Below are 22,394 nucleotides of genomic sequence, written 5' to 3'. Positions count from 1 at the left end.
GCTGCTCTGCGCCTTGGCGGGGGCGCTCAGTTCCGCAGCGCCCTGCGGTACTGCACCGCTTCCGCCACATGCACCACCCCCACCGATTCGGCGCCCGCCAGGTCGGCCACGGTGCGCGCCACCTTGAGCGCGCGGTGCGTGCTGCGCGCCGACCAGCCGAGCTTGGCGGCGGCGTTGTAGACGAACTTGCGCGCCGCATCGTCGAGTGCGGCATGCTTGTCGATGGCGCCGGCCTGCAGCGCCTGGTTGGGGCTGCCCTGGCGCTGCAGCGCGAACTCGCGCGCGGCCACCACGCGGGTGCGGATGCTGGCCGTCGATTCGCCGGGCGGCGCGTCGATGAGCTGCTGCGCCGATACCGCGGGCACCTCGATGTGCAGGTCGATGCGGTCCAGCAGCGGGCCGCTGAGCTTGGCCTGGTAGCGCGAGATCTGGTCCGGCGTGCAGCGGCAGGCCTTCAGCGTCGAGCCCAGGTAGCCGCAAGGGCAGGGGTTCATGGCCGCGACCAGCTGGAAGCGCGCCGGAAACTCGGCGCGCCGGGCGGCGCGCGCGATGGTGATGGTGCCCGTCTCCAGCGGCTCGCGCAGCGCCTCGAGGGCCGAGCGGGCGAACTCCGGAAATTCGTCCAGGAAGAGCACGCCATGGTGCGCCTGCGAGATCTCGCCGGGCCGCGGGGGCGAGCCGCCGCCCACGAGCGCCACGGCGCTCGATGTGTGATGGGGCGCCGAGGTCGGCCGGTTCATCCAGCGCGCGGCCGAAAAACTGCCGGCCAGGCTGGCCACGGCCGCGCTCTCCAGCGCCTCGTCGACGCTCATGGGCGGCAGCAGGCCGGCAAAGCGCTGCGCCAGCATCGACTTGCCCGAACCGGGCTCGCCGACCATCAGCAGACTATGGCCGCCGGCGGCGGCGATCTCGAGGGCGCGCTTGGCGCCTGCATGGCCTTTCACGTCGGCCAGGTCGGCATAGAGCGGCGCGGCCGCCGCGGCTGCGGCATGCACCCGGGCCCAGCCGTCGGCGGCGGGCTGCTGCTGCTGTTCCTCGCCCTGCGGCAGCGCGGCGCCCTCGGGCATGAAGCGCTGCACCACGTCCAGCAGGTGCCTGGCGCCGTACACCTCGCTGCCGGGCACCAGCGCCGCTTCCTGGGCGCTTGCGGCGGGCAGCACCAGCCGCGTCGCGATGCCGCGCGTGTGCAGGGCCAGCGCCATGGCGAGCGCGCCGCGCACCGGCCGCAGCTCGCCTGAAAGGGAGAGCTCGCCGGCAAATTCATGGCCCGCCAGCAGCGCAGGCTGGATCTGCCCGCTGGCCGCGAGGATGCCGAGCGCGATCGGCAGGTCGAAGCGGCCGGAATCCTTGGGCAGGTCGGCCGGCGCCAGGTTGACGACGATCTTCTTGTTGTTCGGAAACTCCAGGCCGGCGTTCTGGATGGCCGAGCGCACCCGCTCGCGCGCCTCCTTGACCTCGGTTTCCGCCAGCCCGACGAGCGTGAAGCTCGGCAGGCCGTTCGCCAGATGCACCTCGACCGTGACACTGGCCGCTTCCAGCCCAAGCAAAGCACGGCTTTGCACCAAAGACAGGCTCATTCCACTCCCTCTCACCATTGTGGTGCGCCCGTTTTTGGCCGGGCTCATGCACCGCGGTGCCCCATGGGGTACCGCAACTGAACACGCTTGTAACTATTTCGCCTGGGTTGCAGGTGCGGGGGCGGCCGCGGTGCCGCAGGGCAAAACGTGCACTTTGGCACGCTCCCTGCTATGAGACGGTGTCCCCCAACAATCCAACCAACTCCGAGGAGTCTCGATGATGCACCGTAAATTCGCCCAGGCAATGGCCGTGGCCGCCCTTGCTGCCCTGCCGATGCTTGCGAGCGCACAGCTCACGGGGAATGTGGCACTGACCAGCAACTACAAGTTCCGCGGCCAGGACCAGGACATGATCGGGAAGAACGACTACGCCAAGACCAAGGGCTTCAAGCCCGCGATCCAGGGCGGCTTCGACTACGCCTTCGGCGAGACCGGCTTCTACGTGGGCAACTGGAACTCCAGCGTCAACTGGCTCAAGGGCAACAGCATCGAGAGCGACATCTACGGCGGCTACAAGTTCAAGGCCGGCCCCTTCGACATGGACGTGGGCGCGCTGACCTACATCTACCCGGGCAACTCCGCCGGCAACACCACCGAGCTGTACGGCGCCGGCACCTGGGCCGACGAGGCCATCGGCTCGTTCACGCTGAAATACTCGCACACGGTGTCGAAGGACTACTTCGGCTACGCGGGCAACAAGGCCGGCTCGGGCCTGAAGGGCACCAACACCGGCTACCTGAACCTGGCCTACAGCAAGGAGATCGTGCCCAAGCTCACGCTGAAGGCCGCCGTGGGCTACACCCACATGTCCAGCGACATCCGCAGCCTGGGCTACAAGAGCTACGTCGACTACAACGTGGGCGTGTCGTACGACTTCGGCAGCGGCCTCGCACTGGCCGGCTCGATCCAGGGCGCCAACAAGAAGAGCTCGTACCTGGCCGTGTCCAACCCGGGCGTCGACCTCGGCTTCGGCACCTTCGGCCAGACCACCTATTCGCCCAACAAGGCGCGCTTCATCGTTACGCTCAGCAAGACCCTGTAAGCAGGCACAAGAACAAGGTGCGGCCCAAGCTGCCGCACCATCCATTCCATCCAAGAAGGAGAAAGTCATCATGAAGCTGGTCACAGCCATCATCAAACCGTTCAAGCTCGACGAGGTGCGCGAAGCCCTCTCGGCCATCGGCGTGCAGGGCATCACGGTCACGGAGGTCAAGGGCTTCGGCCGCCAGAAGGGCCACACCGAGCTGTACCGCGGCGCGGAGTACGTGGTCGACTTCCTGCCCAAGGTCAAGATCGAGGCGGCGGTGTCCGACGACCTCGTGGACCGCGTGATCGAAGCCGTGGAGGGTGCGGCGCGCACCGGCAAGATCGGCGACGGAAAGATTTTTGTCTACAACCTCGAGCAGGTCGTTCGCATCCGCACCGGTGAAACCGGCCGCGAAGCCCTCTGATCCAGCCCGGAAAACAACAACCATGAAAAAACTGCTTGTTTCTCTCGCGCTCGGCCTGAGCCTGCTCGCTGCAGGCACGGCGAGCTTCGCCCAGGCGCCTGCTGCCACGCCCGAGGCGCCGGCGGCGTCCGCGCCCGCAGCCGCTGCTCCGGCACCTGCGGCCGCTCCGGCTGCCGCCGCACCCGCTGCGGCTGCCGAAGCAGCGCCCGCCGCGGCGCCTGCCGCTCCTTCCTTCAACAAGGGTGACACCAGCTGGATGATGCTGTCCACGCTGCTCGTCATCATGATGACCGTCCCCGGCCTGGCGCTGTTCTACGGCGGCCTGGTACGCAGCAAGAACATGCTGTCGGTGCTGATGCAGGTGATGGTCACCTTCTCGATGATCGTGGTGCTGTGGCTCATCTATGGCTACAGCCTCGCGTTCACCGAGGGGAACGCCTTCTTCGGCGGATTCGACCGGCTCTTCATGAAGGGGATCTTCGATCCGGCCACCGGCGTGTTCGCACCCGGCGCCACCTTCAGCAAGGGCGTCTACATCCCCGAGCTGCTGTTCGCCGCCTTCCAGGCCACCTTCGCCGGCATCACCTGCTGCCTGATCGTGGGTGCCTTCGCGGAACGCGCCAAGTTCTCGGCCGTGCTGCTGTTCATGGTGATCTGGTTCACCTTCAGCTATGCGCCGCTCGCGCACATGGTCTGGTTCTGGATGGGCCCGGACGCCTACACCGCCGCCAACGTGGTGGACGCACAGAACGCCAAGGCCGGCCTGATCTGGCAGTGGGGCGCGCTCGACTTCGCGGGCGGCACCGTGGTGCACATCAACGCCGCCGTGGCGGGCCTGGTCGGCGCCTTCGTGATCGGCAAGCGCGTGGGCTACGGCAAGGAAGCCTTCACGCCGCACTCGCTCACGCTCACCATGGTCGGCGCTTCGCTGCTGTGGGTCGGCTGGTTCGGCTTCAACGCCGGTTCGGCCCTGGAAGCCGGCACCAGCGCCGTGCTCGCCTTCATGAACACCTTCACCGCCACGGCCGCTGCCGTGCTCGCATGGTGCATCGGTGAAGCGCTGATGCGCGGCAAGGCCTCGATGCTGGGCGCCGCTTCGGGCGCCGTGGCAGGCCTGGTGGCCATCACCCCGGCCGCCGGCAACGTCGGCCTGATGGGCGCGATCATCATCGGCTTCATCGCCGGCTTCGCCTGCCTCTGGGGCGTCAACGGCCTCAAGAAGCTGCTCGGCGCGGACGACTCGCTCGACGTGTTCGGCGTGCACGGTGTCGGCGGTATCGTCGGCGCGCTGCTCACCGGCGTGTTCAACACCCAGGCCCTGGGCGGCCCCGGCCTCGTGGGCGACTGGGTCACGGCCAGCGTGGTGTCCAACGGCATCGGCGCCCAAGTGTGGATCCAGCTCAAGGGCGTGCTGCTGACCATCGTCTGGTCGGGCGTGGTCTCGTTCATTGCCTACAAGATCGCCGACCTCACCATCGGCCTGCGTGTGTCGGAAGAAGAAGAGCGCGAAGGCCTCGACATCTCCTCGCACGGCGAGACCGCATACAACAGGTAACCCCCCAGTCTTCGCGCACTTCGTGTCGCTACGCCAACCCCCCTGCTGGGGGCAACACCAGAGGCCCGGCAAAGCCGGTTCCTCGGTGTTTCTGGAACGAGGCATGCGGTGCGGGGGCTGGTGGTGAGAAGAAGAAAAAGAAAGAACAGGACGATTTTTCAGCGAGGTCTCCTTTGGATGTTCAGCCCGCGAGCGCTTCGGCGTCAGCGGGCTTTTTTTTGCCTGCGTTTTTCCTCTGGAGCGGCGATGTCCGCGCATGCACAATTCCGGGCATGTGGACCTCCATCGACAACAGCCTCTGCGAGCTCGGCGAATCGCCGTTCTGGCATCCGCGGGAACGCGCCTTGTACTGGCTCGACATCCCGGGCCGTGCGGTGCTGCGCACGCGCGGCGACATCGGCACGGACTCGGCCAAGGTGGAGCGCTGGGCCCTGTCCACCGAGCCCGGCTGCATGGCGCCGGCACGCAGCGGCGGCCTCGTGATCGCGCTGCGCGACGGCATCTACCGGGCGCGCGAGTGGGGTGGTGAACTTGTCGCCATCGCGCGCGTGGATCACGACGTGCGCACCATGCGCTTCAACGACGGCAAGTGCGACGCGCTCGGCCGCTTCTGGAGCGGTTCGATCAACGAGGCCAAGGACCGCGCCAACGCCGCGCTCTACTGCCTCGATGCGCGGCCCGGCAGCGGCGTGGCGCCGGCCCTCACGCAGATGGCCAACCAGGTGACCACGGCCAACGGGCTCGCGTTCTCGCCCGATGCGCGCACCTTGTACTGGGCCGATACGCCCGCGCACCAGGTGCGCGCCTGGAACTGGGACGCGGCGGCCAATACGCTTTCGCAGCCCCGCGTGTTCCACCAGTTCGACGCCAAGCCCGAAGGCTGGACCCCCGATTCGCCGACGCTGCGCTACGAAGGCCGCCCCGATGGCGCCACGGTCGATGCACAGGGCCACTACTGGGTCGCGATGTTCGAAGGCGCGCAGCTGCTGCGCCTTGCGCCTTCGGGCGAGATCGTGGCCGCCGTTCCCGTGCCGGCCCAGTGCCCCACCATGCCCTGCTTCGGCGGCGACGACCTGAAGACGCTCTTCGTCACCACCGCCCGCAAGGGCCGCCCCGCCGCCGAGATCGAGCGGCTGCCGGCCTCGGGCACGGTGATCTCGATGCAGGTCGATACGCCGGGGTTGCCCGTCAGCTTCTTCGAGGACTAGGTATGACCCGACGCGTCGTGCATGACGTGCCGTGTTCGGGGCGCGCTCCCGCCGACGGGGTACCTTGCTCCGCGAATGTCCCCCGGCCTGCGGCCTCCTCCTTGATTTCGCTGCGCAAGGCACCCCATCAGCGGGAGCGTTGGACAGAGCAGTCGTTGATCGGCGATACACCAGCAGCGTGCCCTGGTGCACAGGGCATCGGGTGCTCCCCGCAGCGAAATCAAGGAGGAGGCGAAGCCGGGGGACATTCGCGGAGGGGAGTACCCGGTGGCCTGTGCACGCGCCCTGAACAACAGCGCCAAAACCAACAGCGCCAAAACCAACAGCGCCAAAACCAACAGCGCCGAAACCAAGAACACGCCGGACAAGTGACCGGAGGGTAAAGACAATGGCCCTGCAGCACATCCCGCCCATCCAGTGCCTGCTGACCTTCGAGGCCGTGGCGCGGCTGCGGCATGCGGGCCGCGCGGCCGACGAGCTGTGCGTCACCGCCAGCGCCGTGAGCCACCGCATCCGCCAGCTCGAGGCGCACGTGGGCTTCAAGCTCTTCGGCCGCGGCGACTTCAGCCTCACGGCCGACGGCGCCGCCTACCTTGCCAACGTGCGCACCGGCCTTGCGGCGCTGCAGGCCACGCCGCTCGGCAACGCGGCGACGCGCGCCACGCGCCTGCGCATCGCCGTCACGCCCACCTTCAGCCGCGTGTTCCTGATGCCGCGGCTCGAGCTGTTCCGCAACATCTACCCCGACATCGAGCTGGTGCTGCAGGTGTCCATTCCGCTGCTCGATGTCACGGCCGAGCAGGCCGATCTCGAAGTGCGCTACGGCAACGGTGCGTATGCCGACTGCGAACACCGCCTGCTGCTCGAGGAAGAGGTGGTGCCCGCCTGCAGCCCGAGCTACCTCAACGAATTCGGCCCGTTCGACGGCTTTTGCACCGCGGCGGAGATTGCCAGCGCGCGGCTGATCCGCAGCCCGCTCGAGCCCTGGGGCACCTGGTTCGCAAGCTGCGGCCTCGACCAGCCCGAACCGCACGTCGGCTCGCAGTTCAACGACCTGGGCCTGGTCTACGACGCGGCCGCGAGCGGCTTCGGCGTGGCGCTGGTGCGCCAGAAGATGGGCGCCGCCTGGTTCGAATCGGGCCGGCTGGTGCCGCTGTCCGACCGGCCCGTGCCCTCGCCGCACCGCCACACCATCTGCTGGCAGCCCGGCATGCTCGATCGCTGGGAATGCGCGGCGTTTGCAGACTGGCTCGCGCAGAGCCTGCGCTGAACCGGCGGCCGGCCGGCCGGCCGGCCGGCCGGCAGAGTTCTATCGGCAAAGTTCTCTCAAGCGCCGCGCAAAAAAGCATCAACCCGGCCGCGCCGCATTTTGCGTAGAGTGCAGGGCACCAAGAGAGACATCCATGAACGCGCCGCTCACCGCCGCCCAGCACGATTCGCTGCTGCAAAAAAAAACCGACCGCCAGTCGCAGATCGTGCGCGCCCTGCAGGCCCACCTGCCGGCCCACGCGCTGATCTGGCACGCCGAGGACACCACGCCCTACGAATGCGACGGCCTCACCGCCTACCGCCAGCGCCCGCTGGTGGTGGCCCTGCCCGAGACCGAGGAACAGGTGGCGGCCGTGCTCAAGACCTGCCACCAGCTCGGTGTGCCCGTGGTGGCGCGCGGCGCGGGCACCGGGCTCTCGGGCGGCGCCATGCCGCATGCGCTGGGCGTGACGCTGTCGCTCGCCAAGTTCAACCGCATCCTGAAGATCGACCCGGTGAGCCGAACGGCCGTGGTGCAGTGCGGCGTGCGCAACCTTGCCATCAGCGAAGCCGCCGCGCCCTTCAACCTCTACTACGCGCCCGATCCGTCGAGCCAGATCGCCTGCACCATCGGCGGCAACGTGGCCGAGAACTCGGGCGGCGTGCATTGCCTCAAGTACGGCCTCACGCTGCACAACGTGCTGCGCGTGCGCGGCTTCACGGCCGAAGGTGAGCCCATCGAGTTTGGCGGCGAGGCGCTCGACGCGCCGGGCCTGGACCTGCTCGCGCTGGTCATCGGCAGCGAAGGCATGCTGGCCGTGACCACCGAGGTCACGGTCAAGCTGGTGCCCAAGCCGCAGGTCGCGCGCTGCATCATGGCCAGCTTCGACGACGTTCGCAAGGCCGGCGATGCGGTGGCCGCGGTGATTGCGGCCGGCATCATTCCCGCGGGGCTCGAGATGATGGACAAGCCCATGACCGCCGCCGTCGAGGACTTCGTGCACGCGGGCTACGACCTCGACGCCGCCGCGATTTTGCTGTGCGAATCCGACGGCACCGCCGAGGAAGTGGAAGAAGAAATCGGCCGCATGACGGCCGTGCTGCGCGCCTGCGGCGCCACCGCCATTGCGGTGAGCAGCAGCGAGGAAGAGCGCATGAAGTTCTGGAGCGGCCGCAAGAACGCGTTCCCCGCGTCGGGCCGCATCAGCCCCGACTACATGTGCCTCGACTCCACCATTCCGCGCAAGCGCCTGGCCGACATCCTGCTGGCCATCCAGCAGATGGAGAAGAAGTACAACCTGCGCTGCTGCAACGTGTTCCACGCGGGCGACGGCAACCTGCATCCGCTGGTGCTGTTCGATGCCAACGACCCCGACGAGCTGCACCGCTGCGAGCTCTTCGGTGCCGACATCCTCGAGACCAGCGTGGCCATGGGCGGCACCGTGTCGGGGGAGCATGGCGTGGGCGTGGAAAAGCTCAACAGCATGTGCGTGCAGTTCACCGCGGCCGAGAACGAGCAGATGTTCGGCGTCAAGCGCGCCTTCGATCCGGCCGGCCTGCTGAACCCCGGCAAGGTGATTCCCACGCTGCAGCGCTGCGCCGAATACGGCAAGCAGGTGGTGCGCGGCGGCCGGCTGCCGCATCCCGACCTGCCGCGCTTCTGAGAACGACGACAAGAACACAACACAGACCATGGAATCCGCCCTCCGCCAGATCGTCGAGCGCATCCGCGCCGCAGCCACCGACGCCACGCCGCTTTGCATTCGCGGCGGCGGCACCAAGGATTTCTACGGCGAGGCGTTGCAAGGCGACGTTCTCGACACCACGGCGCTCGCAGGCATCACGAGCTACGAGCCGAGTGAACTCGTCGTCACCGTGCGCGCCGGCACACCGCTCGCCGAACTCGAAGCCGCATTGGCCGAGAAGGGGCAGTGCCTGCCCTTCGAGCCGCCACACTTCGCCAGCAACAGCACGGTGGGTGGCATGGTCGCCGCCGGCTTGAGCGGCCCCGCGCGCGCCAGCGTGGGCGCGGTGCGCGACTACGTGCTCGGTGCCACGTTGGTCAACGGCCGTGGCGACATCCTGAGCTTCGGCGGGCAGGTGATGAAGAACGTCGCAGGCTACGACGTCTCGCGCGTACTCGCGGGCTCGCTCGGCACGCTGGGCGTGATTGCCGAGGTCAGCCTCAAGGTGCTGCCGGTCGCGCCCGCCGAGGCCACGCTGGCCTTCGAATGCAGCCAGGCGGATGCGCTGCGCCTGCTCAACGAGTGGGGCGGCCGGCCGCTGCCGCTCAATGCGAGCTGCTGGTTCGAACAGGCGGGCGCCGGCGTCCTGCAACTGCGCCTGCGCGGCGCGGTCGCGGCGGTGGAAGCCGCCTGCGCGCATCTCGGCGGCGAGCGCAAGGACAACGCGCAGGCCGCGGCGCACTGGCAGGCGCTGCGCGACCAGCAGCTGCCGTGGTTCGGCACGGGCCCGAACGCACTGTGGCGCCTGTCGGTGCCGCAGACCGCATCGGCGATTGCATGGGATGGCGATGGCGACGCGCCGCTGGTCGAATGGCATGGCGGGCAGCGCTGGTACCAGGCGCCGCCCGCGCAGGCCGCGCGCATCCGCGAAGCCGCGCGCGCGGCCGGCGGGCACGCCACGCTGTTCCGCATGCCCGCGGGTCAGGCCGCGGACAGCGGGGTGCCGCGCTTCGACGCACTGAGCGCGCCCGTGGCCCGCATCCACCAGGCGCTGATGCACGAGTTCGATCCACACCGCATCTTCGATCGCGCACGGCTGTTGGCCGGCGCATAGATAAAAAACCAAGAACACCAGCGATGCAAACCGAACTCGCCCCCGAATTCCGCGGCACCGACGAAGGCCGCGAGGCCGAAGCCATCCTGCGCAAGTGCGTGCACTGCGGCTTCTGCACCGCCACCTGCCCCACCTACCAGCTGCTCGGCGACGAGCTCGACGGCCCGCGCGGACGCATCTACCTGATCAAGCAGGTGCTCGAAGGCAAGGCCCCCACGCGCAGCACGCAGCTGCACCTGGACCGCTGCCTGACCTGCCGCAACTGCGAGAGCACCTGCCCGAGCGGCGTGCAGTACGGCCACCTGGTCGATATCGGCCGCAAGATCGTCGACGAGAAGGTGCCGCGCCCCGCCCTGGAAGCGGCCACGCGCTGGCTGCTGAAGGAAGGGTTGCCGTCGCCGCTGTTCGGCCCGGCGATGAAGCTCGGCCAGTCGGTGCGCGGCCTGCTGCCCGATGCGCTCAAGGCCAAGGTGCCGGCCAGGCAGGAGGCCGGCGCCTGGCCCACCGCCACGCATGCGCGCAAGGTGATGATGCTCGCGGGCTGCGTGCAGCCGTCGATGATGCCCAACATCAACAGCGCCACCGCGCGCGTGCTCGATGCGGCCGGCATCCAGGCCGTGGTCGCGCCCGAGGCCGGCTGCTGCGGCGCCGTCAGGTTCCACCTCAACGACCAGGAAGGCGGCAAGGCCCAGATGCGCGCCAACATCGACGCCTGGTGGCCGATGGTCGAGCGCAACGAGGTCGAAGCCATCGTCATGAACGCCTCGGGCTGCGGCGTCACGGTGCGCGAGTACGGCCACATCCTGCAGCACGACCCGGCCTACGCCGCCAAGGCCGCGCGCATCAGCGAGCTGACGCGCGATTTGAGCGAGCTGCTGCCCGACCTGGTGCCGGCCCTGAAGGCCCGCGTGCATGCGCCGCAGGGCGTGGTCGCCTACCACCCGCCCTGCACGCTGCAGCACGGCCAGAAGCTGCGCGGCGGCGTCGAAACGCATCTGCGCGCACTCGGCTTCGACGTGCGCGTGGCCATGAACGAATCGCACCTGTGCTGCGGCTCGGCCGGCACCTACTCGGTGCTGCAGCCGGAGCTGGCCTACCCGCTGCGCGACCGCAAGCTCGGGCACCTGGCGCAGCTGCAGCCGAGCGTCATCGCCTCGGCCAACATCGGCTGCATCACGCACCTGCAAAGCGGCAGCCAGCAGACGCCCGTGCGGCACTGGGTGGAGCTGCTGGACGCGGCGCTGGCAGCGGCCTGATCGCACACCGAAGAGCGCCCTGGTCCGACTCGCGTTCAGAGCTTTTGCGCCGCATCATGGCGGCACCGTTTTTCCTAGGAGCAAGCCTCATGTCTTCTGTTCAAGCAGCTTCCACCGTTCCGAAGAAGCACTTGCGGCGCGCCCTGCTGGCGCTGGCATGCGCGGCCGGCGCCGTTGGCGCGCAGGCCCAGTCGGCCATGCCGCAATGGAAGGGCGAGGGCGCGGTGCGCTATGTCTGCGGCGGCATCGGCTCGGACGAATCGACCGCCATGCGCGCCGCCATGAAGGACCATCCGCTGGCCCTGCTTTTCGCGCGCTCCGACGGCGCCTACCTGGCGGATGTGCAGGTCGACATCAGGGGCGCCGACGGCGCGCCCTCGCTGGCCTTGCGCGCGAGCGGGCCGGTCTGCCTGGTCGATCTGCCCGCGGGCCGCTACACCATCGACGCTGCCATGGCCGGCAGTGCCAAGAGCCAGGCGGTGACGGTGGGCAGCGGCTCGAAGACTGTCGATTTCAGGTTCTGAGCGGGCCTCGATTCAGCCCGCCGCCAGCGCCGCCTCGATCTCGCGCGCGATTGACGCGGGCGTGTCCAGCGGCGCGTAGCGCTTGCGCACCCGCCCGTCGCGGCCGACCAGGAACTTGGTGAAGTTCCACTTGATGGCCGTGCTGCCCAGGAGGCCCGGCTTTTCCTTGGTGAGCCACTGGTAGAGCGGCGCGGCGTTGCCGCCGTTGACGTCGATCTTTTCCATCATCGGAAAACTCACGCCGTAGTTGGTGGTGCAGAAGGCGCCGATTTCCTCGTTGGTGCCCGGGTCCTGCGAGCCGAACTGGTTCGACGGAAAGCCCAGCACCACCAGCCCCTGGCTCGCGTACTTCTCGTGCAGCTGCTCGAGCCCGGCGAACTGCGGCGTGAAGCCGCACTGGCTGGCCGTGTTGACGATCAGCAGCACCTTGCCGCGGAAGTCCGAGAGCTTCACCTTCTTGCCGTCGATCCGGTTGGCTTCGAAGTCGTAGATGCTGGTGGTCATGGCGCTGCCTCGGTCAGGTGGGGGATGAAAGCCGATCATCGCCCTGCACCGGCGTTCGCGCAAACGCCGACCACACGGCCGCCAGCACGATCAGCGCGCCGCCCGCCAGGATGCGCGGGTCCATCTGGGCCGCACCCAGCGCCACGGAGGAGACGCTGGCAAAAAGCACTTCCGACAGCATGATCACGGCCGTGGCGCTGGCCGCCAGCCGGGCCGCGCCGTACTGCAGGCAGATGTTGGCCAGCACGAAGCCGGTGCCCAGCAAGGCCGCCCATCCGATCCAGCCCGGCTCCGCGGCAAGCGGGGAGCCGAAGGCGCCCAGCAGGGTGCCGGCCGCCGCCGCGATGCCGGCCACGCTCGCGCATCCGCAGAACATGGCCAGCGCGCGCGATTCGCCGGGCGCGTCGCGCAGGTGGCGCAGCACGATGTTGGTCACGGCAAAGCTGAAGCCGGCCGCCAGGCCCAGCCAGTCGGGCAGGCTCGACGGCACGGGCCACTCGACGCCGGGTGTCTTGAGCACCACGGCCACGCCGGTCAGCGCCAGCGCCACGCGCGCGAGCGCGCCGCCGGTGGGCCGCTCGCCCAGCACGGCCCAGCCCAGCAGCACGCTCCACAGCGGCATCAGGTAGAACAGCAGCACCACCCGCACCACGTCGCCCTGCGTCACCGCCCAGTTGAAGCCCAGGTTGGTGAAGCCCGCTGCCAGGCCCAGCAGCACCAGCATCGGATACGCCGCGAAGCCGCGCCAGGCGTGCCGGCGAAAGAAGCCCATCGCCAGCGAGATCGCCACGTAGATGACGCAGGTGGTCCAGACGGGATGCAGCCCGTGGCTTTCGATGTGCCGAAAGGGAAACCACGAAACGCCCCAGACGAAGGCATTGAAGATCAGTGCTAAAGCGGGCATGAGGGCGGGATTTTTTTCGTGGAACACCGTGGATCCGGCTTCGCCGGGCCACCGGTGTTGCCCCCGGTGAGGGGGTGGGCGAAGCGACACGAAGTGCGCGCAGCCTGGGGGAGGTCAATGATGCTTGTCGCTGCGGGCGATGGCGAGCAGGTGCTCGACTTCTTCGGGGTACTTGCGCAGGTTGTGATGATGCCAGCGCTGGATCAGCCACATGCAGCCCGCCACCACGCCGCCGAAGGCGCCGATGGCCGCAAAGGCCGACAGGCCCAGGCCGGTGCAGGCGCTGTAGAAGCCGCCGAGCAGCAGGATGCAGGCCTGCTCGTTGAAGTTCTGCACGGCAATCGAGCGGCCCGCGCCCATGAGGTTGTGGCCGCGGTGCTGCAGCAGCGCGTTCATCGGCACCACCAGGAAGCCGCCCAGCCCGCCCAGCAGGATCAGAAAGGGCACCGCGATCCAGACGTTGCCGATCAGGTTCATGCTGATGACCAGCAGCCCCATGGCAATGCCCATGGGAATCACGCGTGTGGCCATGTCCAGCCGCATGCGCATCGACGCCACGATGGCGCCCACCGCCATGCCGATGGTGACCACGCCGGTGAGCGCCGTGGCCTGCGTGGTGTTGTAGTCGAGCGCGAGCGCGGCCCAGGCCAGCACGATGTACTTGAGGTTGGCGCCCGCGCCCCAGAACAGCGTGGTGGTGGCCAGCGAGATCTGGCCCAGCTTGTCGCGCCACAGGCGTGCGTTGCAGTGCCAGAAGTCGGGCAGCAGCGAGAACATGTTGCGCGCCAGGCCGTGCGCCGGATTGGCGCGCAGCGGCCGCATCTCGACGCCGGTGTGCGGAATGCGCGTGTTGAACCAGGCCGCCAGCATGTAGACGAAGATCAGCACCGAGATGGCCGCCTCGGCCGGCGAATCGACCCCCGTGTCGATCAGCGGCATGTCGAAGGACAGCAGCCGGCTGGAGACCGCATGCCCCACCAGCGAGCCGCCGAGCACGATGCCCAGCAGGATCGAGGCGATGGTGAGTCCTTCGATCCAGCCGTTGGCTTTTACCAACTGCGAAGCGGGCAGGAGCTCGGTCAGGATGCCGTACTTGGCCGGCGAATAGGCCGCGGCGCCCAGCCCCACGATCGAATACGACAGCAGCGGATGCGAGCCGAACAGCATCATCAGGCAGCCGACCACCTTGATCGCGTTGCTGATGAACATCACCCGCCCCTTGGGCAAGGCGTCGGCAAAGGCGCCCACCAGGGGCGCCAGCACCACGTAGAAGACGGCAAAGATCGGCACCAGCGCCGCGCGCTGCCATTCGGCCGCTCCCGTGCTTCGCATGAGCTCGACCGCCACGACAAAGATCGCGTTGTCGGCCAGCGACGAAAAGAACTGGGCCGACATGATCGTGTAGAAACCGCGCTTCATCGATGGGCTGGCTGGCCAGGAATGTGCTGGCTGTAGTGAAAAAGTGTCGCGACTTTTGGGCGAATGGGCGGTTATAGCATGGGGGTACGACGGCGAAATCAGCGTTCACATCCTGGACAGCCTGGTCCGGGAAGATGCTAAAACCCCATCCGTCCACCATTCGACGCCCATCATGCCGCGCCCCATTCTCGCCACTGTCCACACCGCCGCGCTTCGCCACAACCTCGACCGGGCACGGCGTGCCGCGGTCGATGCCCGCGTCTGGGCCGTGGTCAAGGCCAATGCCTATGGCCACGGCATCGAGCGGGTCTATGAGGGCCTGCGCGGCGCCGACGGCTTTGCGCTGCTCGACCTGGCCGAGGCCGAGCGCGTGCGCGCCCTCGGCTGGCGCGGCCCGGTGCTGCTGCTCGAAGGCGTGTTCGACGCGCGCGACCTGGAGCTGTGCTCGCGGCTCGACCTGTGGCACACGGTGCATTGCGACGAGCAGATCGACATGCTCGCGGCCCACAAGACGCTCAAGCCGCAGCGCGTGTTCCTCAAGATGAATTCCGGCATGAACCGCCTGGGCTTCGCCCCCGAGCGCTTCGGCTCGGCCTGGACCCGGCTGAACGCGCTGCCCCAGGTCGACGAGATCTCGCTGATGACGCATTTCAGCGACGCCGATGGCGCACGCGGCATCGCGCACCAGCTCGAAGTGTTCGAGCGCGCCACCCACGACCTGCCGGGCGAACGCTCCATTGCCAACAGCGCCGCCACCCTGCGCCACGCCCGCCAGACCCGCGGCGACTGGGTGCGCCCCGGCATCGTGCTGTACGGCAGCGCGCCCGACTTCCCCGAGCACGACGCGGCGCACTGGCAGCTGCAGCCCACCATGACGCTCTCGACCAAACTGATCGGGATCCAGACACTGAAGGCGGGCGACACCATCGGCTACGGCTCCAACTTCACGGCCGAGGGGCCGCTCACCATCGGCGTGGCCGCGGTCGGCTATGCCGACGGCTATCCGCGCCACTGCAACACCGGCACGCCGGTGCTGGTGAACGGCGTTCGCACCCGCATGGTGGGCCGCGTGAGCATGGACATGATCACGGTCGACCTCACGCCCGTGCCCGAGGCCAAGTTCGGCACCGAGGTCACGCTCTGGGGCCGCTCGGCCGTGAGCGGCGCGGTGCTCCCCATCGACGAGGTCGCGCAGGCCGCCGGCACCGTCGGCTACGAGCTCATGTGCGCGGTGGCGCCGCGCGTGCCCTTCGCGCCGGCCGACGGCGAATGAAGGTTCTCTCCAACTGGCGCTCGGTGCGCCTGTGGGAGACGCAGCTCGAGCGCGAGCTGCACCGCAACTACAGCCTGCGCACGCACGGCATCCTGATCGGCAGCTTCACGCTGCTGCTGATGTGGGGCGTGTCGGCGCTGCAGATGCATGTGCTGGACGTGCAGTCGCTGGCACTGCGCTACCTGCTCACGCTGGGCGTGGGGTATCTGGGCTACCTGGGGGTGCTGCGCTGGTGGGCCCGGCGGCTGGTCGAGAACCGGGCGGGCTTCAACATCGATGCCGGTGATGTCGTCGATGCGGGCGATCTGGCGTTCGATGCGGCCGGCAGCCCGGCCGGCGGCACCGGAGGCAGCGCGCTGTCCGATGCGGCCAGTGGCGCGCTCGAGGTGGCGGGCGCCGCGGACGAGGGCGCCGTCATCGTGGTGCCGGTGGTCGCCGTCTTCCTGATCTGCGTGGCCATCGTGCTGGGCGCCGGCTCGCTGGTGCTGCTCTACTTCAGCTGGGACGCGCTGCTGGCCGTCGCCGTCGAGGTGGCGTTCTCGTACGTGTCCGCGCGCGCCGCGGTGCGGGTGGCGCGCGAAGGCTGGCTGATGGCGGCCGTGCGGCTGACGTGGAAGCCGCTGCTGGGGGCGGTCGTCTGCGCCGTGGCCCTGGGCGCCGTGCTCGACCACTTCATGCCGCAGGTCAATTCGCTGCCCGAGGCGGTGCGGGTCCTGCTGAAGAAGCACTGAACCGGCAGGGCTCAGTACAACCCGAGCTTGCGCATCTTCAGCCGCGCCAGCCCCAGCAGCGCGTCGGTGAACGGCGTGGCCACTGCCGTCAGCTCGCCGAGCTCCCGCACCACGGTCACCAGCGCATCGAGCTCCACGGAGCGTCCGGCTTCCACGTCCTGCAGCATCGAGGTCTTGAACGCGCCGAGCTTCATCGTCACCGCATGCCGGTCTTCGGGGCTCTGGGTGATCTCGATGCCGATGCGGTGTCCGATCTCCTTGGCTTCGAGCATCACGGCCGAGATGAAGCCGCGCACGTAGTCGTCGCCCATGATCAGGTCGGTGGTGACGCCCGTGAGCGCGCTGATCGGGTTCACCGTCATGTTGCCCCAGAGCTTGAACCACACGTCCTTCTGGATCTGCGGCGACAGCGTGGCGTCCAGGCCCGCGCGCTGCAGCAGCGCGACCAGCTTCTGCGCGCGCGGCGTGGCTTCGCCCGAAGGCTCGCCCACGATCAGCCCGTTGCCGAAGTGGTGCCGCACCACGCCCGGCGCATCGAGCGAGCAGCTCGCGTGCACAACGCAGCCGATCACGTTGCGCGAGGGGATGGCCCTTGCAATCGCGCCGTCGGGATCCACGGCCGCCAGGCGATGGCCGGTGATGGCGCCGCCGAAGCCGCCTTCGAGGAACCACCACGGCACGCCGTTCATGGCCACCAGCACCAGCGTGTCGGGACCGATCAGCGGCCCGATGCGTTCGGCCACGCCGGCCAGCGCGGGCGCCTTCACGGCGATGACCACCAGGTCCTGCGTGCCGAGCGCTTCGGGGTGGGCCACCGCGTTGACGGGCACGCGCGTGCGCACGTCGCCGCGCATCAGCGAAAGGCCGTCCTGCCGCAGCGCTTCGAGCGTGGTGCCGCGCGCCACCACGTTGAGCCGCTCGCCGGCCTGCGCCAGGCTGGCGCCGATCCATCCGCCGATCGCGCCGGCGCCGTAGATGCAGATCTTCATGTCAGTTCTTGTAGCTGGCGTCGATGCGGTCGACCTGGCGCACCAGCGCATCGAACACGTCCTGCCCCGCGCCATGCTCGGGGCTGAACTGCAGCGCGTCGCGCGTGCAGCGCTGCGCGATCTCCTCGCTCACGGGAATGGCCGCGCCCATCGAGAAGGTGGCCATCTGGATCTCGCAGGCGCGCTGCAGCGTCCAGAGGATGGCGAAGGTCTGCGGCAGCGTCTGCCCCCAGGCCAGCAGGCCGTGGTTGCGCAGGATCACGGCGTTGCGGTCGCCGATGCTCCTGAGCAGGCGCGGGCCCTCGTCGGCATGGATGGTGATGCCCTCGAAGTCGTGGTAGGCCACCATGCCGTGCAACTGCGCGGTATAGAAATTGGTCTGCTGCAGGCCGCCCTGCAGGCAGGCCACGGCCACGCCGGCCGTGGTGTGCGTGTGCATCACGCAGTGCGCGCCGGGCAGGCCGTCGTGGATGGCGGCGTGCACCGTGAAGCCGGCCGGATTCACCGGCCAGGCCGAGCCGTCGAGCACCTTGCCCTGCAGGTCGATCTTCACCAGGTTGCTGGCCGTCACTTCGCTGTAGTGCAGGCCGAAGGGGTTGATGAGGAACTGCTTCTCTCCGCCCGTCACGCTGTCGGGCAGCCGCACCGTGATGTGGTTGTAGATCATCTCGGTCCAGCCCAGCATCGCAAACACGCGGTAGCAGGCCGCAAGCTGCTCGCGCGCGGCGCGCTCGTCCGGATGGATCGAGGGATGGACCGGAGCCGATGGCGGCACGCGGGTGGCGAGTGTTGTGTTCATTGCAGTTCCTTCATGCAGGTTTACCCCTCCGCGGTGAAGCCGACTTCCTTGACGATCGGCGCCCACTTGGCGGTGTCTTTCTTCAGCAGTTCCGTCAGCTCGGCCGGCGTGGAAGACATCGCCTCCAGGCCGAAGGTGCCGAGCCCGTCGATCACGTCCTTTTGCGCCAGCGCGTTCTTCATTGCAGTGTTCAGCTTCGCGACCAGTTCCGGCGAAGCCTTGGCCGGCAGGAAGAAGGCGAACCATTCGCTGTGCGCCATGTCCTTGATGCCCTGCTCGCCGAAGGTGGGCACCTCGGGCGCGAAGCGGCTGCGCTTGGCACCCGAGACGCCCAGGATGCGCACCTTGCCCGAGGCCAGGTGCTGCGTGATGTCGCCGATCGGCCCCGAGACGGCCGAGATGTTGCTGCCCAGCAGGTCCAGCATGGCCGGCTGCGTGCCGCGGTAGGCGGCATGCTTGAGCTCGACGCCGCCCTTCTTGCCCAAGAGCGCGCCGATGAAGTGCGGCGTGGAACCCGCGGCCGGCGAGCCGAAGTTGGCACCGGCCGGGTTGGCCTTGGCCCAGGCCAGGAACTCGGGCACCGTCTTCACGCTGGCGGGCACCGCGGGGCCGACCGCAAAGCCGAAGTCGAAGATGCAGGCGATGCTCACGGGCGTGAGGTCCACCATCGGGTCGTACGGCAGCTTCTTGTAGATGTGCGGGTAGATCGTGAGGATGGAGGTGGGCGTCTGCAGGATGGTGGCGCCGTCGGCGGGCCGGCCCTTCACGTAGCTCACGGCGATCTGGCCGCCCGCGCCGGTGCGGTTTTCGACCACGACGGCCTTGGCGTACTCGGGGCTGAGCTTCTGCGCGAGGCGCCGGCAGGTGGTGTCCGAGGTGCCGCCGGCCGCAAAGCCGGTGACGATGGTGGCGGTTTCGAGCGAGGCCTGCGCGAAGGCGCGCTGGCCCAGGCTGGCAAGCAGCGCCGAGGCGCCGGTGGTCTGCAGCAGCTGGCGGCGGGTGAAGGTCATGGTCTGTCTCCGGGGTGTTGTTGGTTGCGTTTCACGATTCGTCGCGCAGCCAGGTGACTGCGCCCGAATGGGTCACGGCGCCCTGGTGGGCGGGGCGCACGGTGAGCGCGTATTTTTCCAGCAAGCCGCGGTGCGCCACCCCCGCGTTTACCTGACGTCTGGACAGCCGCAGCGCGATTTCTTCCGCTGCCAGTTCCACCGAAATGGTGCGCGCCCCGGACCGCGCGTCAATGGCCACCATGTCGCCGTCCTGCAGCGCCGCAATCGGCCCGCCGTCGGCCGCTTCGGGCCCCGCATAGCCGATGCACAGGCCGCGCGTGGCGCCCGAGAAGCGCCCGTCGGTCAGCAGCGCCACCTTGTCGCCCATGCCCTGGCCGTAGAGCAGGGCGGTGATGCCCAGCATCTCGCGCATGCCGGGGCTGCCCTTGGGGCCCTCGTTGCGGATCACGATCACGTCGCCGGCTTCGTAGCGGCGGTTCTGCACGGCGGCCTGCGCTTGTTCCTCCGAATCGAAGACGCGCGCCGGGCCGCGGTGCACCAGCGTCTGGAGGCCCGCGGTCTTGAGCAGCGCGCCGTCAGGGCAGAGGTTGCCCTTGAGCACGGCCAGACCGCCGTCGCGCGTGATCGGGTTGCCGGGCGCGCGCACCACGCGGCCGTCGGGCGCCGCGGCATCGGCCAGTTCCTCGGCCAGCGTGCGGCCGGTGAAGCTGAGCGCATCGCCGTGCACGAAACCCTGCTCCATCAGCGTGCGCAGGATGACGCCCGCGCCGCCGATGTAGAACACGTCGCGCGCCAGGTACTGCCCGCCCGGGCGCAGGTCGGCGATGAGCGGCGTGCGCGCAAAGACCTCGGCCACGTCGTCCAGGTGGAACCTGATGCCGGCCTCGTGCGCGATGGCCGGCAGGTGCAGCGCGGCGTTGGTCGAGCCGCCGGTGGCCGAGACCACGGCGCAGGCGTTCTCGAGCGCCTTGCGCGTGACGATGTCGCGCGGCAGCGGGCTGTCGCCCATCACCGCCTTCATGAGGTTCTTTGCGGCGCGGCGCATCAGCGGCGCGCGTTCGCTGAACACCGCCGGCACCATGCTGGAGCCGATGGGCGCCAGGCCCAGCGCCTCCGACACCATGCCCATGGTGTTGGCCGTGAACTGGCCCGCGCAGGCGCCCGCGGTGGGCAGGCAGGCGCGGCTCATGGCGTCGAGCTCGTCGTGCATGGCGGTGCCGGCCAGCACCTTGCCGATGGTCTCGTAGGTGTCGACCACGTTGAGGTCGCGGCCATCGGGTCCGGGCATCTGCCCGGGCAAAGCCGAGCCGCCGTGCACGAACACGCTCGGCACGTTGCAGCGCACCATGCCCATCATCAGGCCCGGCAGGTTCTTGTCGCAGGCGCCGATGGCGAAGATGCCGTCCCACTGGTGGCCGCGCGTCGAGGCCTCCACGCTGTCGGCAATCAGCTCGCGCGAAATCAGCGAGAAGCGCATGCCCGAATGCGCCATGGTGAGCCCGTCGCTGACCGACACCACGGGGCATTCGTGCGGCGTGCCGCCGCCCGCGTAGATGCCGGTCTTGGCGTGCTGCGCCTGCTCGCGCAGGTTGAGGTTGCACGGGCTCATCTCGCCGCCGGTGTGGAACACGCCAATGTGCGGGCGCGCGATGTCCTCGTCGTCCTGGCCGAGCGCATGCAGGAAGCTGCGCGTGGTGGCGCGGATCGTGCCCTCGCGGATGGTGGCGGAGCGAAAGCGCTTGCTGTTCGGATCGGTGGGAGTGGTCATCGGGCTGGCATCGGCTGGCTGGCTGTCTGGATTGCAGAAGGATCAGAACATGCCGTTGCTGTTCGCGGCGGTCTCGGGCACGGGCTGCACCACATCCCAATGCTCGACGATCTTTCCGTTCTCCAGCTTGAAGATGTCGACGATGGCGCTGCCGCGCGTGCCCGGCTCGCGCACCGCGTTGACGTGCAGGATCACAAAGTCGCCATCGACAAAACTGCGCTTGATGTCGCTGTGCGACTTCGGAAATTTCTCGCGCAGGAACGCGATGAACTTGCGGAAGCCCTCGGGCCCGTCGGCCGCCGTGGGGTTGTGCTGCACGTAGCGGTTGCCCACGTACTGCAGGGCCGCGTCGGCGTCCTTCTGGTTCAGGCCTTTTTCGTAGAAGGCCAGGACCGCCTGGCGGTTGGCCTCCTGCTGGGCGGTGGCGGCTTGCGGCTTGCCGGTGCCCATGGGGGCGCAGGCGGCGAGGAACAGCGTGGCGGCCGCCGAAAGGGCCGCAAGAGTGGCGCGTTGCATGACAGGTGCTCCGGTGCGAAAGAGATGGAATGAATCGTTCAGTAGCCGCTGGGCGTCACCGCGCTCGCGGCGCTCTTGTAGCGGGACGACAGCTGCCTTGCCGCCGCCGTGAGCAGGATGGTGTCCACGCCTACCGCCACGAACTGCGCGCCGGCGGCCAGCCACTTGCGCGCCTGCTCCTCGGTGGTCGAGAGAATTCCCGGCGCCTTGCCGGCCTTGCGGATGCGCGCAATGGCGTCGGCGATCATGGCCTGCACTTCGGGATGGTTGGGCTGGCCGACGAAGCCCATCGAGGCCGACAGGTCGGCCGGACCGATGAACACGCCGTCCACGCCCGGCGTGGCCGCGATGGCGTCGAGGTTCTTCATCGCCTCCACCGTTTCGGCCTGCACCAAGAGGCAGGTTTGGGCGTTGGCCTCGTGCAGGTAGCGCGGATAGGCCTGCCAGCGCGAAGCGCGCGCCAGGGCGCTGCCCATGCCGCGGATGCCTTCGGGCGGATAGCGCATGCCCTGCACCATGCGCGCTGCCTGCTCGGCGGTGTCGACCATCGGCACCAGGATGGTCTGCGCGCCGATGTCCAGGAACTGCTTGAGCAGCGTGACGTCGCCCACCGGCACCCGCACCACGGGGTGCGAGCGCTCCGACTCGGGCTGTGCCGACCAGGCGCTCGAGATGCCCTGCAGCTGCGCGAGCACCGAGCGCACGTCGTTGGGCGCGTGCTCGCCGTCGACCAGCAGCCAGTCGAAGCCGGTGCCTGCCAGGATCTCGGCCGCGTAGCCGTCGGCCATGCCGACCCAGAGGCCGATCTTCTGTTCGCCGGCCTGCATGGCCTGCTTGAAGGTGTTCAAAGGTGTTTGCATGGT

The 22,394-nt window shown here is 68.8% G+C and carries 22 protein-coding genes; 12 read left to right on the top strand and 10 right to left on the bottom strand.

Annotated features, from left to right (window positions below; all coding sequences use genetic code 11):
- Positions 1-26: 26 nt before the first annotated feature.
- Positions 27-1,577 carry a YifB family Mg chelatase-like AAA ATPase gene (locus AC1DSC_RS27915; protein ID WP_436287123.1) on the bottom strand — a complete coding sequence of 517 codons (1,551 nt, stop codon included), beginning with the start codon at positions 1,575-1,577 and terminating at the stop codon, positions 27-29.
- 217 nt (positions 1,578-1,794) lie between these two features.
- Between AC1DSC_RS27915 and AC1DSC_RS27910 the strand changes: the two genes are divergently transcribed.
- The 10 genes from AC1DSC_RS27910 (at position 1,795) to AC1DSC_RS27865 (ending at position 11,618) form a co-directional block, all read left to right on the top strand.
- On the top strand, positions 1,795-2,619 hold the full coding sequence (locus AC1DSC_RS27910; RefSeq protein WP_012745382.1) for a TorF family putative porin: 825 nt from the start codon (positions 1,795-1,797) through the stop codon (positions 2,617-2,619).
- 70 nt (positions 2,620-2,689) lie between these two features.
- Entirely contained in the window at positions 2,690-3,028 is a 339-nt protein-coding gene (gene glnK / locus AC1DSC_RS27905) for a P-II family nitrogen regulator (RefSeq protein WP_007833403.1), read from the top strand.
- Between the two features lie 22 nt (positions 3,029-3,050).
- Positions 3,051-4,583: an ammonium transporter gene (locus AC1DSC_RS27900; RefSeq protein ID WP_020610607.1), complete on the top strand. Its 1,533-nt coding sequence runs from the start codon at positions 3,051-3,053 to the stop codon at positions 4,581-4,583.
- Positions 4,584-4,855: 272 nt separating this feature from the next.
- Positions 4,856-5,791, top strand: coding sequence for an SMP-30/gluconolactonase/LRE family protein (locus AC1DSC_RS27895; protein WP_436287124.1), 936 nt, complete (start codon positions 4,856-4,858; stop codon positions 5,789-5,791).
- 186 nt (positions 5,792-5,977) lie between these two features.
- Positions 5,978-6,163 (top strand): hypothetical protein, encoded by a 186-nt coding sequence (locus AC1DSC_RS27890; protein WP_436287125.1) that lies wholly within the window; start codon positions 5,978-5,980, stop codon positions 6,161-6,163.
- A gap of 16 nt (positions 6,164-6,179) precedes the next feature.
- Positions 6,180-7,061: a LysR substrate-binding domain-containing protein gene (locus AC1DSC_RS27885; RefSeq protein ID WP_018907532.1), complete on the top strand. Its 882-nt coding sequence runs from the start codon at positions 6,180-6,182 to the stop codon at positions 7,059-7,061.
- Between the two features lie 133 nt (positions 7,062-7,194).
- Positions 7,195-8,703: an FAD-linked oxidase C-terminal domain-containing protein gene (locus AC1DSC_RS27880; RefSeq protein WP_436287126.1), complete on the top strand. Its 1,509-nt coding sequence runs from the start codon at positions 7,195-7,197 to the stop codon at positions 8,701-8,703.
- 28 nt (positions 8,704-8,731) lie between these two features.
- Entirely contained in the window at positions 8,732-9,838 is a 1,107-nt protein-coding gene (glcE, locus tag AC1DSC_RS27875) for a glycolate oxidase subunit GlcE (RefSeq protein WP_436287127.1), read from the top strand.
- Positions 9,839-9,861: 23 nt separating this feature from the next.
- A complete protein-coding gene (glcF, locus tag AC1DSC_RS27870; protein WP_018907529.1) occupies positions 9,862-11,094 on the top strand; it encodes a glycolate oxidase subunit GlcF in 1,233 nt (410 codons plus the stop codon).
- A gap of 89 nt (positions 11,095-11,183) precedes the next feature.
- On the top strand, positions 11,184-11,618 hold the full coding sequence (locus tag AC1DSC_RS27865; protein ID WP_012745389.1) for a hypothetical protein: 435 nt from the start codon (positions 11,184-11,186) through the stop codon (positions 11,616-11,618).
- Between the two features lie 12 nt (positions 11,619-11,630).
- Here AC1DSC_RS27865 and AC1DSC_RS27860 read toward each other — a convergent pair whose 3' ends face one another.
- From AC1DSC_RS27860 to lplT, 3 genes are all read right to left on the bottom strand, one after another.
- Positions 11,631-12,122 carry a glutathione peroxidase gene (locus AC1DSC_RS27860; protein ID WP_012745390.1) on the bottom strand — a complete coding sequence of 164 codons (492 nt, stop codon included), beginning with the start codon at positions 12,120-12,122 and terminating at the stop codon, positions 11,631-11,633.
- A 13-nt stretch (positions 12,123-12,135) separates the two neighbouring features.
- Entirely contained in the window at positions 12,136-13,026 is an 891-nt protein-coding gene (locus tag AC1DSC_RS27855; RefSeq protein WP_436287128.1) for a DMT family transporter, read from the bottom strand.
- 114 nt (positions 13,027-13,140) lie between these two features.
- The gene (gene lplT, locus AC1DSC_RS27850; RefSeq protein WP_012745392.1) at positions 13,141-14,445 is read right to left on the bottom strand and encodes a lysophospholipid transporter LplT; all 1,305 of its coding nucleotides are present in this window, start codon (positions 14,443-14,445) and stop codon (positions 13,141-13,143) included.
- Positions 14,446-14,617: 172 nt separating this feature from the next.
- Between lplT and alr the strand changes: the two genes are divergently transcribed.
- Complete coding sequence (alr, locus tag AC1DSC_RS27845; protein WP_018907526.1) at positions 14,618-15,718, top strand: alanine racemase; 1,101 nt, start codon at positions 14,618-14,620, stop codon at positions 15,716-15,718.
- A complete protein-coding gene (locus tag AC1DSC_RS27840) occupies positions 15,715-16,449 on the top strand; it encodes a hypothetical protein (protein ID WP_018907525.1) in 735 nt (244 codons plus the stop codon). The genes alr and AC1DSC_RS27840 overlap by 4 nt, the downstream gene beginning before the upstream one ends.
- A gap of 11 nt (positions 16,450-16,460) precedes the next feature.
- Here AC1DSC_RS27840 and AC1DSC_RS27835 read toward each other — a convergent pair whose 3' ends face one another.
- Genes AC1DSC_RS27835 through hpaI form a run of 6 tightly spaced genes read right to left on the bottom strand, consistent with a single transcriptional unit; the run spans position 16,461 to position 22,391 of the window.
- Positions 16,461-17,438 carry a 2-dehydropantoate 2-reductase gene (locus tag AC1DSC_RS27835; protein WP_012745398.1) on the bottom strand — a complete coding sequence of 326 codons (978 nt, stop codon included), beginning with the start codon at positions 17,436-17,438 and terminating at the stop codon, positions 16,461-16,463.
- 1 nt (position 17,439) lies between these two features.
- Positions 17,440-18,237, bottom strand: a complete 798-nt coding sequence (locus AC1DSC_RS27830; protein ID WP_012745399.1) for a class II aldolase/adducin family protein — start codon at positions 18,235-18,237, stop codon at positions 17,440-17,442.
- Between the two features lie 20 nt (positions 18,238-18,257).
- Positions 18,258-19,247 (bottom strand): Bug family tripartite tricarboxylate transporter substrate binding protein, encoded by a 990-nt coding sequence (locus tag AC1DSC_RS27825; RefSeq protein WP_436287129.1) that lies wholly within the window; start codon positions 19,245-19,247, stop codon positions 18,258-18,260.
- Positions 19,248-19,278: 31 nt separating this feature from the next.
- On the bottom strand, positions 19,279-21,015 hold the full coding sequence (gene ilvD / locus AC1DSC_RS27820; RefSeq protein ID WP_436287130.1) for a dihydroxy-acid dehydratase: 1,737 nt from the start codon (positions 21,013-21,015) through the stop codon (positions 19,279-19,281).
- Positions 21,016-21,057: 42 nt separating this feature from the next.
- Complete coding sequence (locus tag AC1DSC_RS27815) at positions 21,058-21,531, bottom strand: nuclear transport factor 2 family protein (protein ID WP_012745402.1); 474 nt, start codon at positions 21,529-21,531, stop codon at positions 21,058-21,060.
- 38 nt (positions 21,532-21,569) lie between these two features.
- On the bottom strand, positions 21,570-22,391 hold the full coding sequence (gene hpaI, locus AC1DSC_RS27810; protein WP_018907536.1) for a 4-hydroxy-2-oxoheptanedioate aldolase: 822 nt from the start codon (positions 22,389-22,391) through the stop codon (positions 21,570-21,572).
- Positions 22,392-22,394 lie beyond the last annotated feature (3 nt).

The organism is Variovorax sp. 01N425, from assembly GCF_056399465.1.
This window is presented reverse-complemented; position numbering and strand designations above follow the sequence as displayed.